This is a genomic window from Streptomyces sp. NPDC047072 (genome assembly GCF_040643855.1).
Lineage (GTDB): Bacteria > Actinomycetota > Actinomycetes > Streptomycetales > Streptomycetaceae > Streptomyces.
This window is the reverse complement of record NZ_JBEYVC010000024.1, coordinates 25,247-37,779: the sequence shown is the minus strand read 5'-3', so window position 1 is coordinate 37,779 and position 12,533 is coordinate 25,247. Positions and strand designations below refer to the sequence as shown.

The following is a 12,533-nucleotide window of genomic DNA, read 5'->3' as shown; positions in this document are numbered from 1 at the left end:
CCCCACGGGGGATACGGAAATCCGCGTCGTCCGGCTCACCGCTCGGTGCGACCGCGGACGACTCCGAAGACGCCGGCCGCGAGGCCCAGCACGCCCACGACCAGCCCGGCGACGCCGAGCCCGCGCGCGGTGGAGTCGCTCGCGGAGGCCTTCGCCGTGCCGGCCGAGGACTTCGCCGAGCCGGTGCCGGACGAGCCGGTGTCCGACGCGGTGCTCGCGGCCGCGGCCTTCGTGAGCTTGAGCACCGGCGCCGGGTTCTCCGGGTCGTCGTCGCCGGAGGTCGTCTCCTCGATCCAGCGGACGACCTTGCCGTCGGAGTAGGTCTGGAGGGTCTTGAAGGTGAGCTGGGTGGCGGACTCGGGCAGCTGGCCGAAGGCGACGTCGAAGTCCTCGTACTGGCCGGGGGCGATCTTCCCGCCGGTCCAGGTGATCTCGGAGACGGCGTCGGTGATGGTGCCGTCGTCCGTCTTGACCGGCGTCTTGAGCTTGGTGTCGGTCACCTTGGCGGTCCAGCCGTCGTGCGGGGAGACAAGCACGCCGAGGACGGGGGTGTCGGTGGGCAGGAAGACCTGCACCTTCGTGGTGGACGCGGTGTCCTCCTCGTTGGGGACCCGGAAGGTCAGGGCACCGTCGGTGGCGCCCTGGGCGTAGCTGTCGGGGTGGACGGTCACATGGGCGGAGGCCACACCGGCGGCGGTGAGGACTCCTGCCGCGGCGAGTGCGGTGACCACACCGGTACGGCGCAGGACTGTGTGTGCTGAGGACATGGGTGAGGGATCTCCGTACTGAGCAAAAGGTGTGTAGGGGTCAGATCGCGTACGGGATCCGGGCGGGCGGTCCGCGTCGGTGGACCGTGTGCCGCAGGAGGAGGCGGCGGAAGGCGCGCGGGGCGTCGGCGGCCGGACGGACCGGGTCCACGGCGCGCGGAACGCCGTGCCCCTGCCACCAGGCCGCGAGGCCGGGGACGAGCGTGGCCGCGCGGCGCAGCAGCGACCACACGGCGGCCTCGCCGCGCCGGAGCCACCAGGTCAGCAGGACGGCGGCCGAGACATGGGCCGCCGTGGCGTGCGGGGTGAGGGCGTGGGCCGCGGGTGCGTGGGTCATGCGCATGCCGTGCATGACCATCGCGGTGTGCGGCCGTACGGCGTCGAAGACGAGGTGGAGCCCGCCCTGCGAGGTGAGGGTCGCGCCGCCGATGGCCGCCAGGGAGCGCTCGCGGCCGCCGAGCAGCCAGCCGGCCGCGAAGACCGGCAGGAAGCCGGCCGTCTGCGCCCAGACCGGCGGGGCCATGCCGGTCGCCAGGGTGTGTCCCCCCGCGGCCAGCAGGACGCACAGCGCGGCGAACACCGCCGCGCGCACGCTCCTCACCGCAGGGGACGCTCTCATGGCGACCGATACTCCCACGCACCTGCCGGGGCCTGTCCCCGGGACCGGTCAATACACATCGCGTACATAGCGTTTGTCGGTGGCGAGTTGCTTCACATAGGCGGCCGCGCCCGCCTCGTCCATACCGCCGTGGAGCTTCGCGATGTCCCTGAGGGCCTCGTCGACGTCCTTGGCCATGCGGGAGGCGTCGCCGCAGACGTAGAAGTGGGCGCCGTCGCGGAGCCAGGACCACAGCAGGGGGCCGTGCTCGCGCATCCGGTCCTGGACATAGACCTTGGCGCGCTGGTCGCGGGAGAAGGCGGTGTCCAGGCGGTCGAGGGTGCCGTCGGCGAGGAAGGCGGTCAGCTCCTGTTCGTAGTAGAAGTCGGTGGCGCGGTGCTGTTCACCGAAGAACAGCCAGTTGGGGCCCCGGTGACCGAGGGCGCGGCGCTGTTCCAGGAAGCCGACGAAGGGGGCGACGCCGGTGCCGGGGCCGACCATCACCATCGGGGTGGCGGGGTCGGCGGGCGGGCGGAAGTGCGGGGAGCGCTGGACGTGGACCGGTACGGGGGTGTCCTGGGCGGCGTCCGCGAGGAACGGTGAGCAGACGCCGCCGCGGGGGCGGCCGTGCAGGTTGTCGTAGCGGACGACGGAGACGGTGAGCGAGACGAGGTGCGGGTCGGTCAGGGGGCTGGACGAGATGGAGTACAGGCGCGGCTGGAGGCGGCCGAGGGTCTGCGCCCACTCCTGCGGGTCGGCGCGGACGCCGTACTCCGTGATCACGTCCACGGCTTGGCGGCCCCAGCCCCACTTGGCGAGTTCGTCCTTGTTGTCGGGGCGTAGGAGTTTCTTCAACTCCCTTGGGTCACGGGTGCGTTCGGCGACGAAGCGGAGGAGGCCGGGGGTGATCCTCGTGATGTCCAGGTGCCGCAGGAACGCCTCGCGGAGAGGGGTCGCCCCCACGCCGTTCACCTCCACCTCGGCCTCCGCGTCCAGTCCGGTGACCGCGAGCCACTCCCGGACGAGGTCGGCGGAGTTGAGCGGCCGGATCCCGAGGGCGTCTCCGGCGTCGTACAGCAGCGGGCTCTCGCTGTCCCGCGTGTCGAAGGTGAACCGCCGGACCTCCTTGCCCGCGCCGGGGAGGCTGAGGAGACGGTTGCCGGTGAGGCGGGCGAGGACGGGGGCGGGTTTGCGGGGGCCGCGGGCGGGGGCGAGGGGGGTGGCCGACACCCCTTGGACGGGGCCGACGAGGCTGCCGGCAGCGCCGAGGAGAGCCGGGGCGCCGGACCGGCCCCCGGAGGGCAGGCCGCCGGGAGTACCGACGGGCGCCGGGCCTCCGGCGGTGCCCGCGAAGCCGACCGGGCCGACGGAGGGCCCTCCGGGTGCCCCCGGGGAGGCGCTTCCCGGCGTCGCCGAGGGGGCATCCGGCGCCCCGGCGAAGCCCTCCGTGCCGCCGGGGGTCTCCGTGAGGGCCGTCAACACCCCGTCCAGCCAGCCGTGGGCCGCGTCCTCGAAGTCCGGTTCGCAGTCCGTGCGGGGGGCCAGGCGCAGTGCGCCGAGTTCGTCGAGGCGCTGGTCGAGGCGGCGGCCGTGCCCGCAGAAGTCGTCGTACGACGAGTCGCCGAAGGCGAGGACCGCGTACCGGCGGCCCTCCAGGCGGGGGGTGTCGGGGCCGGCCAGGGTGTCCCAGAAGCCGCTGCCGTTGTCGGGGGCGTCGCCGTCGCCGAAGGTGCTGGTGATCAGCAGCAGGTCGGCCTCGGCGGGCAGGCTCGCGAGGTCGACCTCGTCCATGCCGAGCAGGGAGGCGGGGTGGCCGACCGTCTTGAGCCGTTCCAGCGCGGCCGCCGCGAACTCCTCCGCGTTGCCGGTCTGCGAGGCCCACAGCACGACCACCTCACGGCGGAGTACGGCGACCTCGGGCTGCGCGAGGGGTGCCGTACGGGAGTACATCCCGGCGAGCGTGCCGTTCACCCACAGCGCGTGCTCGGGGCTGAAGGGCGCGTCGGGAGGCAGCACCGGAACACCGGGGGCACCGGCGGGGATCCCCGCGAGGAAGCCGACGAGGTACTGGCGTTCCCGGTCGGTGAGGACGGGGGGCGGGGTGGGCGCGAGCCCGAACGCGGAGGCGAGGGAACCTTGTTGACCGGAGGACGGAACGACGACCGGACCTGTTGCCGGAGCGCCCCTACCGACGGGCACACTCACGTCCGCCGAACTCGCCCCACCCGTCACCGGCGTTCGTACCGTCACCGGTGTGGGCACCTTCGTCAGCGACACCGCGCACACCTTGAACTCCGGCTGGAACGACAGCGGATCCACCGCGTCGCTCGTCACCGCGTTGACGCTGAGGTACTCACCGAAGAGGTCGTTCCAGTGGAAGGGCGCGAAGCAACACCCGGGCCGTACGCGGTCGGTGACGACGGCGGGAAGTACCGCCCGTCCGCGTCGCGAGGCCACCTCGACCGAATCGCCTTCCACCACACCCAGTTCAGCGGCGTCCGACGGGTGCAGCTCCACGAACGGCCCGGGGTTCAGCTTGTTCAGCTTCGGGACCTTCGCCGTCTTGGTCAGCGTGTGCCACTGGTGCTGGAGCCGCCCGGTGTTCAGCGTGAACGGGTAGTCGTCGTCCGGCATTTCGGCCGGCGGGATATGCGGCCGGGCGTAGAACGCGGCGCGTCCGCTCGCCGTGGGGAAACTCAGAGAGCCGTCCGCCGCCACATACCTGATCGGGTTCCGGTCCGGCCCGTCCTCCCGCGCCGCCGGCCACTGCACCGGCGTCTCCCGCAGCCGCTCGTAGGACACCCCGCGCAGGTCCCACCCGGTCTTCGGGTTCCAGGCCCGCCTGATCTCCTCGAAGACGTCCTCGGCGCTGTCGTACGAGAACCCCTCCTCGTACCCCATCTCCCGCGCGACGGCGGCGATGAGACGCCAGTCCGCCATCGCCTCGCCGGGCGGATCCGCGGCCGCCTGCGCGAGCGTGAGGTTGCGCTCGCTGTTGATGAGGACGCCCTCGGTCTCGGTCCACATCGCACCGGGGAGCACGACGTCGGCGTACGCGTTGGTCTCGGTGTCGGCGAAGACGTCCTGCGTGACGACGAACTCGGCTGCCTCCAGGCCCTCGATGACGGTACGGCGGTTGGCGACCGAGGCGACCGGGTTGGTGCAGATGATCCAGCAGGCCCTGATCTCGCCGTCGGCCATCTTCTGGAACATCTCGACCGTGCCCTTGCCGACGCCGTCCGCACGCAACGACCCCGCGGGAAGCTCCCACAGCTCCTCGACGAACGCACGCTCCTCGTCGACCAGGACGGACCGCTGGCCGGGCAGCCCCGGGCCCATGTAGCCCATCTCACGGCCGCCCATGGCGTTCGGCTGGCCGGTGAGGGAGAAGGGGCCGCTGCCCGGGCGGCAGATCGCGCCGGTGGCGAGGTGCAGGTTGACCAGGGCGTTGGTGTTCCAGGTGCCGTGCGTGGACTGGTTCAGGCCCATCGTCCAGCAGCTGGTCCACTCCCCCGCCTCGCCGATCAGCCGGGCGGCCTCACGGATGTCGTCCTCGGCGAGCCCGGTGATCCCGGCCACGGTCGCGGGGTCGTAGTCGGCGAGGAACTCCGGAAGCGCCTCCCAGCCCTCGGTGTGGGCGGCGATGAAGTCGGGGTCGGTGTGGCCGTTGGCGTGCAGGAGGTGCAGGAGGCCGTTGAGGAGGGCGAGGTCGGTACCCGGCTTGATCTGGAGGAACAGGTCGGCCTTCGCGGCCGTCGCCGTGCGGCGCGGGTCGACGACGATCAGCTTGGCGCCCGCCTTGAGCCGCTCGGCCATGCGCAGGAAGAGGATCGGGTGGCAGTCGGCCATGTTGGAGCCGATGACGAAGAAGAGGTCCGCCTTGTCGAAGTCCTGGTAGGAACCGGGCGGGCCGTCGGCGCCGAGCGAGAGCTTGTAGCCGGTGCCCGCGCTGGCCATGCAGAGCCGGGAGTTCGACTCGATCTGGTTGGTGCGCACGAAGCCCTTGGCAAGCTTGTTCGCCAGGTACTGCGCCTCCAGGCTCATCTGCCCGGAGACGTAGAGGGCGACCGCGTCCGGCCCGTGCTCGTCGATGATCGCGCGCAGCCGCCGGGCGGTCTCGGTGATCGCCGCGTCGACGGCGGCCGCCTCGGGCTCCGCGCCGCGCTCGGGTCGTACGAGGGCCGTCGAGAGGCGTCCGGGCGCGGAGAGCATGTCGGCCGTCGTCGCGCCCTTGGTGCAGAGCCGGCCGAAGTTCGCCGGGTGCTGCTTGTCGCCGGACGCCTTGAGGACCGTACGCCGTCCGTCCGGGCCCCTGCCGATGTCGAGGACCATGCCGCAGCCCACACCGCAGTACGAGCAGACCGTCCGCACCACGGGCACGCCTCCTGAGCTGGTCCGACAAGATCTCCTACGACGGTACGAAGCGCCCATTACACGGAGGTCTCGCAAGCCGTTCATCAGGAGTTACGCCGACCGCACAGGCGATCGTCCAGTGTTGTGAGCCTTCTCTCCTGCCGGTCTCACGCCACTCTCCCGCCGCTCTCCGCCCGCTCTCCCGTCGCTCTCCCGCTTCCGCTGACCCGACACAGACTTGGATTCGTTCCATTTCTTGAACCATTCGTGTTTGTGGGGGTAGGTTGGGTCCCATGACCGCCCCCCAGCCTCCGCACACCGCCGACGAGCTGCGCGGTGCCGGCCTGCGGGTGACGGCCGCGCGCGTCGCACTCCTCGAGACCGTCCGGGCCGGTGACCACCTCGGCGCCGACGCGCTCGCCACCGGCGTGCGCGACCGGCTCGGCCACATATCGCTCCAGGCCGTGTACGAAGCCCTGCACTCGCTCACCGCGGCCGGTCTCGTCCGCCGCATCGAGTTGCCGGGCAGCCCGGCCCGGTTCGAGGGGCGGGTGGGTGACAACCACCACCACCTCGTCTGCCGGACCTGCGGCGCGGTCGTCGACGTGGACTGCGCCGTCGGCCACGCGCCCTGTCTGACCGCCTCCGACGACCGCGGCTACTCGATCGACGAGGCCGAGGTCGTCTACTGGGGCCTGTGCCCCGCCTGTTCCCCCCAAACCGGTACGTCAGCACCGTGAAACACCCCGTTCGGAAGGATTCCCATGTCTGAGAACACCCCCGCAGAGGCGAAGTGCCCGGTCGCCCACGACCGCGCCCTGCACCCGACCCAGGGCGGCGGAAACCGCCAGTGGTGGCCGGAGAAACTCAACCTGAAGATCCTTGCGAAGAACCCCGCCGTCGCGAACCCGCTCGGTGAGGACTTCGACTACGCCGCCGCCTTCCAGAGCCTGGACCTCCCGGCCGTGAAGCAGGACATCGCCGCGGTGCTGACGGACTCCAAGGACTGGTGGCCGGCGGACTTCGGCCACTACGGCCCGTTCATGATCCGGATGGCCTGGCACAGCGCGGGCACCTACCGCATCTCCGACGGCCGCGGTGGCGCCGGCGCCGGTCAGCAGCGCTTCGCCCCGCTGAACAGCTGGCCGGACAACGGCAACCTGGACAAGGCCCGCCGTCTGCTGTGGCCGGTGAAGAAGAAGTACGGCCAGAGCCTGTCCTGGGCCGACCTGATGATCCTCGCCGGCAACGTCGCCCTGGAGTCCATGGGCTTCGAGACCTTCGGCTTCGCCGGCGGCCGTGAGGACGTCTGGGAGTCCGAGGAGGACGTGTACTGGGGTCCCGAGAAGGTGTGGCTGGACGACCAGCGCTACACCGGCGACCGTGACCTGGAGAGCCCGCTCGGCGCCGTCCAGATGGGTCTCATCTACGTCAACCCGGAGGGCCCCAACGGCAACCCGGACCCGATCGCCGCGGCCCGCGACATCCGCGAGACCTTCCGCCGGATGGCGATGAACGACGAGGAGACCGTCGCCCTCATCGCCGGTGGCCACACCTTCGGCAAGACCCACGGCGCGGGCCCGGCGGACAACGTCGGCGCCGAGCCCGAGGCCGCCCCGATCGAGCAGCAGGGCTTCGGCTGGAAGAGCACCTACGGCACCGGCAAGGGCGGCGACGCGATCACGTCCGGCCTGGAGGTCACCTGGACCGCCACGCCGACCCAGTGGAGCAACGGCTTCTTCAAGAACCTCTTCGAGTACGAGTGGGAGCTCACCCAGAGCCCCACCGGCGCGAACCAGTGGGTCGCGAAGAACGCCGAGGCGATCATCCCCGACGCCCACGACGCGTCGAAGACGAAGCTCCCGACGATGCTCACCACCGACCTGTCGCTGCGCTTCGACCCGGTCTACGCCGAGATCTCGCGCCGCTTCTACGAGAACCCCGACCAGTTCGCGGACGCCTTCGCCCGCGCCTGGTACAAGCTGACCCACCGTGACCTGGGCCCGAAGTCCCTGTACCTCGGCCCGGAGGTCCCGGCGGAGACGCTGCTGTGGCAGGACCCGCTGCCGGCGGCCGAGGGCGAGCCGATCGACGCGGCCGACGTCACGGCGCTCAAGGCGAAGCTGCTGGAGTCGGGCCTGACCGTCTCGCAGCTGGTGTCGACCGCGTGGGCGTCCGCGTCCACCTTCCGCTCCAGCGACAAGCGCGGCGGTGCCAACGGCGCCCGTATCCGCCTCCAGCCGCAGGCCGGCTGGGAGGTCAACGAGCCCGACGAGCTCGCCCAGGTGCTGCGCGTCCTGGAGGGCGTCCAGGCCGGCTTCAACACCGGTGCCAAGAAGGTCTCCCTGGCCGACCTGATCGTCCTCGGCGGTGCCGCCGCGGTGGAGAAGGCCGCCAAGGACGCCGGGTACGACATCGAGGTGCCCTTCACCCCGGGTCGCGTGGACGCCACGGAGGAGCACACCGACGCGGAGTCCTTCGCCGCGCTGGAGCCCCCGGCCGACGGCTTCCGCAACTACGTCGGCAAGGGCAACCGCCTGCCGGCCGAGTTCCTGCTGCTCGACAAGGCCAACCTGCTCGGCCTGAGCGCCCCCGAGCTGACCGTCCTCGTCGGCGGCCTGCGCGTCCTCGGCGCGAACTACCAGAACACCGCGCACGGCGTCTTCACGGACACCCCGGGGCAGCTGACGAACGACTTCTTCGTCAACCTGCTCGACCTCGGCCACACCTGGTCGCCGGTCTCCGAGGACCAGACGGTCTTCGAGTGCCGCGACGACGCCACGGGCGAGGTCAAGTGGACCGGCACCCGTGCCGACCTGGTCTTCGGCTCCAACTCCGAGCTGCGCGCCCTCGCGGAGGTCTACGCGAGCGACGACGCCAAGGAGAAGTTCGTGAAGGAGTTCGTGGCCGCGTGGGTCAAGGTCTCCAACGCGGACCGCTTCGACCTGGTCTGATGCGCACTGCGTGACACCGGGCCGGCCCTTCGGGGTCGGCCCGGTGGTCTTTTCAGCGCAGGTTCGCCACGAACTTCCCCAGCCGTACGATCCCCTCGCGCAGCTCCTTGGCCGACGCCGCGTAGGACAGCCGTACGTGCGTCTCCGCGGTGTGGACTCCGAAGTCGCGCCCCGGGGTGAGCGCCACGTGCGCCTCGCTGAGCGCCCGCTCGCAGAACTCCCACGAGGTGAGCCCGGTGCCGGAGACGTCGAAGTAGACGTAGAAGGCGCCGTCGGGCGGGACAGGAACGGGCAGGCCGATCGCCGCCAGGCCCTCCAGGACGAGCGCGCGCCGCCGCCCGAACTCCGCCCGCCGCTCCTCGCAGACCGCGAGGGACTCGGGGGTGAAGCAGGCGAGCGCCGCGTACTGGGCGGGGGTGGAGGCGCACAGGAAGTAGTTCTGGGCCAGCCGCTCAAGGACCGGTACGAGCACCTCGGGCACCACGCACCAGCCGAGCCGCCAGCCGGTCATCCCGAAGTACTTCGAGAAGCTGTTGACGACGAAGGCGTCCGGGTCGTGCGCGAGCGCGCTGCGGGGCGGCCGTCCCTGCTCGTCGTGGTCGGCGAGGTCGAGGTAGATCTCGTCGACGAGCCGCCAGGCGTCCCGCTCCCGGGCCAGGTCGCACAGCGCGGCCAGCTCTGTGGGCGGGACAGAGGTGCCGGTCGGGTTGGAGGGCGTGGCGACCATGATCCCGCGGGTGTTCCGCGTCCAGTACGACCGCACGGAGGCGGCGTCGAGCTGGAAACGGGAGGCGGCACCGGCGGGCACGAGAGTGACCTCGGCGCCGAAGCTCTCCATGATCTGCCGGTTGCAGGGGTAGGAGGGGTCGCCGATGAGCACCTCGTCCCCGGCGTCGACGAGGGCTGCCGCGGCCAGCACCAGCGCGGCGGAGGCCCCGGCGGTCACGACGACCCGGGCGGGGTCGAGGTCGACGCCGTGCCGGTCGCCGTAGAACCCGGCGATGGCCCGGCGCAGCTCCGGCAGGCCGAGCGCGGCCGCGTAGCTCATCGGCCTGCTGCCGACGACCTCGCGCATGGCCCGGGTGACCGCCGGTGGTGCCCCGAAGTCCGGTTCTCCCAGGCTGAGTTTGACGACGTGGTGCCCCTCGGCCTCCAGTGCCGCGGCGTGCTTGCCGAACTCCATCGCGTAGAACGGCGCGACGGACTGCGCGCGCCGAGAGATCCTCATGCCGCCGGCCTCCCGGGGGTCGTCGTCGAAGACTGGTCAGCCTATTCTGCGTCGCCGCCCGGCCCGTACGCGTCCTCGATCCACCGGGCGTCCGTCCGGTACCGCCGGTCGTGGCCTGCGGCGACATGCCCCTGAAAAGCCTGATGCCCGGCCGCCGCCTGTGCGTACATCCACTCCACCAACGCCCGCAGCCGCTCCCCCGCCACGGCCGGAAGCGCGGCCCGCTCGTCCTCGGTCAGCCCGTACGCGTCGGCGAAGAGGTCCAGCCTGCGCCGACCCTCCGGAACCGGTAGCGAGGGTTCGGCCGCGTCCGGCGCGTAGAGGGGCACGAAGCGGTAGGCGGTGTAGGCCACGTCCCACAGCCGCGGACCGGGGTGCGCGGTGTCGAAGTCGATGAAGGCGACGGGGAGTTGGTCCCGGAAGGCCGTGTTGTACGTGGCCGCGTCACCGTGGCAGATCACCTCGGCGGGTTCGCGCGGCGCGAACTGCCATACGTCGTCCGGCTGTTGGGGGAATCCCGCCGAGGCGTCGTGGAGGCCCCGCAGCAGCCGCGCCACGGCGATCAGCGAGGCGTCGCTGCGCACCTGCGGGGCGTCGAAGTCGTGCCCGATCTCTCCGGGGAGGAACTCGACGATCTCCTCCGTGCCGTTCTCGGTCAAGCCGTACGGTCGTGGGGCCCCGGTGAACCCTTTTTCAGCAAGGTGGGCGAGCAGCCGCTGCACGGTCGCACTCCATGGACCCGCGGGACGTCTGACGCGGTCGCCTTCACGGACGACCTGGTTGATTCCGCCGGTGAGCACTTCGCGATCTTCCACCGGGGCACCCTAGACGAGGGAGTTCGTCCCCTGCCTGACAATATCCCCGACGCGGACGGGTCCGGGCCGGAGCACCTGGGCGTAGACGCCCGCGCACGGTTCCGGGTTCCGGCCGGGCAGCCCCGGGATGCGGTTGTGCTCGGCGAGTGTCCGCAACGCGGCTGTGTCCTGCGGCAGTTCGCCGTGCGGGAGGGTCGGCACGGCACAGCGGGGCGTGGAGGCGACGACCAGTAGGACGAGTTGGTCGCCGATCTTCAACTCCCTTTCCACCCAGGCGTGTTCGACGAACCCGGCGTCCTCGGTGTCGATGACGATGTTGGGTCGGTAGCGCTCCGCGTCGGCGGTGCCCCGGGGGCTGAGCGCGGCGACCTCGCGCAGGGTGGCGGTGCTCAGCAGGTGCAAGGGGGCGAAGTCGAAGAAGGTCCCGGCGGGGGCGGCCGAGCCGAACTGCACGATGTCGGCCGGGACTTCGGCATCGAGACCGTGCCGGAGGACCTGTTCCGGCACGGAGCGGTCGAGTGTGCCCCGCTCGGGCGGGGTGTCCGTGAGCGTGACCGCTCGACCGAGGAGCGCGGACAGCACGTCGTCGACGTCGGCGTCCGTCTGCCGGACCGGTTTGCCTTTGCCGTGCGGCAGGGAGATGGTCACCTCCCCCTCGCCCAGGACCGCGCCGCAGGTGAGCAGCGCTTTCCAGAGCCGTGGGTTCTTCGCGCTGGCCACCTTGCCAGTCTCGCGGTCGATCACGGCGAGGCCCCGGTCGCCGGTCAGCCCCCGCGCCGTCACCTCCGCGGCCGCCACCGGTTCGCCCAGCATCGACTTGACCGGATAGCGCCACAGGCTCCCGACCCGGCCCACCACGTGCTCCACCCTCATCCCCCGTCCCCGTGCCATCCCCGATCCACCGCCAGGCGCAGGCTCTCGTCGACCGCGTGCGGGATGTCCACGACCGGGAACAGCGTATGCCGTACGGTCCGTTCGGGGTCGACGACCAGGATCAGCCGCTTGTACGCCAACCGTCCCGCGCCACGGAAGGTGGGCAGCCGCAGGGCCGCGGCCAGCCGGTGGTCGGCGTCGGAGAGGAGCGGGTACGGGATCTCCTCATCACGCATGAACTCCCGCTGCTCGTGCGGGAGTTGGGTGCTGATGCCGCGCACGGCCACGCCCGCGCGCCGAAAGTACGGCCAGGCGTCCCGGAAGAGCCGGTTCATCCGGGTGCTGCCCGCCGCCCCCGGAATGGCGCCCCAAGCGATACCGGTGCCGGGGTAGGTGAACAGCACAGTCACGGCGGAGTCGGTCGCGATGAGGGGCTCGGTTCGCGACGTGCCGGGCAGGTCGAGGCCCTCGGGGAGGCGGCTGCCGACGAGGGCGTGCACGCGGGCGTGTTCGGCGCCGTCCTCCGCCGCGGTCGCGGTGAGGCCGCCGTCGCCCAGCACCCAGCGGTCGCCCCAGTCCTGCATGGCCACGAGCAGGGGCACCAGCGCGAGGCCGGCGTCGGTGAGCAGGTACTCGTAGCGCACCGGGCGCCGCTGGTAGAGGCTGCGCCGCAGGACGCCGTGGGCGACGAGCCGCCCGAGCCGCTCGGTGAGCACCTTGCGGGAGAGGCCGATCTCGGCGGCCAGCGCGTCGAAGCGGACGTGTCCGCGGGCGACCTCGCGCAGCACCAGGACGTTCCACCAGTCGCCCAGGACCAGGGCGGCCTGCGCGATGCCGCAGTTCTCGTCGGCGTTGTGCATCCTCATGGACCCATAGTAAGTTCCCTTCCGGAACTCACTTTGTTTCTATCGGGAACTTACTTCTATAGGGAACTGACTGCCCGCC

General features: G+C 71.6%; 9 protein-coding genes. 2 read left to right on the top strand and 7 right to left on the bottom strand.

Features of this window, described 5'->3' with window-relative positions; genetic code table 11:
- Positions 1 to 35: 35 nt before the first annotated feature.
- Genes ABZ896_RS13680 through ABZ896_RS13670 form a run of 3 tightly spaced genes read right to left on the bottom strand, consistent with a single transcriptional unit; the run spans position 36 to position 5,796 of the window.
- Positions 36 to 767 (bottom strand): YcnI family protein, encoded by a 732-nt coding sequence (locus tag ABZ896_RS13680; RefSeq protein ID WP_360926837.1) that lies wholly within the window; start codon positions 765 to 767, stop codon positions 36 to 38.
- A gap of 40 nt (positions 768 to 807) precedes the next feature.
- Positions 808 to 1,386 (bottom strand): hypothetical protein, encoded by a 579-nt coding sequence (locus tag ABZ896_RS13675; RefSeq protein ID WP_360926834.1) that lies wholly within the window; start codon positions 1,384 to 1,386, stop codon positions 808 to 810.
- Between the two features lie 48 nt (positions 1,387 to 1,434).
- A complete protein-coding gene (locus ABZ896_RS13670; RefSeq protein ID WP_360926832.1) occupies positions 1,435 to 5,796 on the bottom strand; it encodes a molybdopterin-dependent oxidoreductase in 4,362 nt (1,453 codons plus the stop codon).
- 215 nt (positions 5,797 to 6,011) lie between these two features.
- Between ABZ896_RS13670 and ABZ896_RS13665 the strand changes: the two genes are divergently transcribed.
- Both ABZ896_RS13665 and katG read left to right on the top strand, forming a co-directional pair.
- Positions 6,012 to 6,458: a Fur family transcriptional regulator gene (locus tag ABZ896_RS13665; RefSeq protein ID WP_360926829.1), complete on the top strand. Its 447-nt coding sequence runs from the start codon at positions 6,012 to 6,014 to the stop codon at positions 6,456 to 6,458.
- A 24-nt stretch (positions 6,459 to 6,482) separates the two neighbouring features.
- Positions 6,483 to 8,672 (top strand): catalase/peroxidase HPI, encoded by a 2,190-nt coding sequence (gene katG / locus ABZ896_RS13660; RefSeq protein ID WP_360926826.1) that lies wholly within the window; start codon positions 6,483 to 6,485, stop codon positions 8,670 to 8,672.
- 52 nt (positions 8,673 to 8,724) lie between these two features.
- On the opposite strand, the gene ABZ896_RS13655 is transcribed toward katG, so the two are convergent.
- Genes ABZ896_RS13655 through ABZ896_RS13640 form a run of 4 tightly spaced genes read right to left on the bottom strand, consistent with a single transcriptional unit; the run spans position 8,725 to position 12,454 of the window.
- The gene (locus tag ABZ896_RS13655; protein WP_360926823.1) at positions 8,725 to 9,900 is read right to left on the bottom strand and encodes a pyridoxal phosphate-dependent aminotransferase; all 1,176 of its coding nucleotides are present in this window, start codon (positions 9,898 to 9,900) and stop codon (positions 8,725 to 8,727) included.
- Positions 9,901 to 9,941: 41 nt separating this feature from the next.
- Positions 9,942 to 10,715, bottom strand: coding sequence for a phosphotransferase (locus tag ABZ896_RS13650; RefSeq protein ID WP_360926820.1), 774 nt, complete (start codon positions 10,713 to 10,715; stop codon positions 9,942 to 9,944).
- A gap of 9 nt (positions 10,716 to 10,724) precedes the next feature.
- Positions 10,725 to 11,588: an MOSC domain-containing protein gene (locus ABZ896_RS13645; protein ID WP_360926818.1), complete on the bottom strand. Its 864-nt coding sequence runs from the start codon at positions 11,586 to 11,588 to the stop codon at positions 10,725 to 10,727.
- Positions 11,585 to 12,454 carry a winged helix-turn-helix transcriptional regulator gene (locus ABZ896_RS13640; RefSeq protein ID WP_360926815.1) on the bottom strand — a complete coding sequence of 290 codons (870 nt, stop codon included), beginning with the start codon at positions 12,452 to 12,454 and terminating at the stop codon, positions 11,585 to 11,587. Before ABZ896_RS13640 ends, ABZ896_RS13645 begins: the two co-directional genes overlap by 4 nt.
- Between the last annotated feature and the right edge of the window lie 79 nt (positions 12,455 to 12,533).

Bases quoted from the DNA above. Each gene is read 5' to 3' on its own strand.
- ABZ896_RS13675 (WP_360926834.1), bottom strand. From the start codon at position 1,386: ATGAGAGCGTCCCCTGCGGTGAGGAGCGTGCGCGCGGCGGTGTTCGCC.
- ABZ896_RS13645 (WP_360926818.1), bottom strand. From the start codon at position 11,588: ATGAGGGTGGAGCACGTGGTGGGCCGGGTCGGGAGCCTGTGGCGCTAT.
- ABZ896_RS13640 (WP_360926815.1), bottom strand. From the start codon at position 12,454: ATGAGGATGCACAACGCCGACGAGAACTGCGGCATCGCGCAGGCCGCC.
- ABZ896_RS13670 (WP_360926832.1), bottom strand. From the start codon at position 5,796: ATGGGCGCTTCGTACCGTCGTAGGAGATCTTGTCGGACCAGCTCAGGA.
- katG (WP_360926826.1), top strand. From the start codon at position 6,483: ATGTCTGAGAACACCCCCGCAGAGGCGAAGTGCCCGGTCGCCCACGAC.
- ABZ896_RS13665 (WP_360926829.1), top strand. From the start codon at position 6,012: ATGACCGCCCCCCAGCCTCCGCACACCGCCGACGAGCTGCGCGGTGCC.
- ABZ896_RS13655 (WP_360926823.1), bottom strand. From the start codon at position 9,900: ATGAGGATCTCTCGGCGCGCGCAGTCCGTCGCGCCGTTCTACGCGATG.
- ABZ896_RS13680 (WP_360926837.1), bottom strand. From the start codon at position 767: ATGTCCTCAGCACACACAGTCCTGCGCCGTACCGGTGTGGTCACCGCA.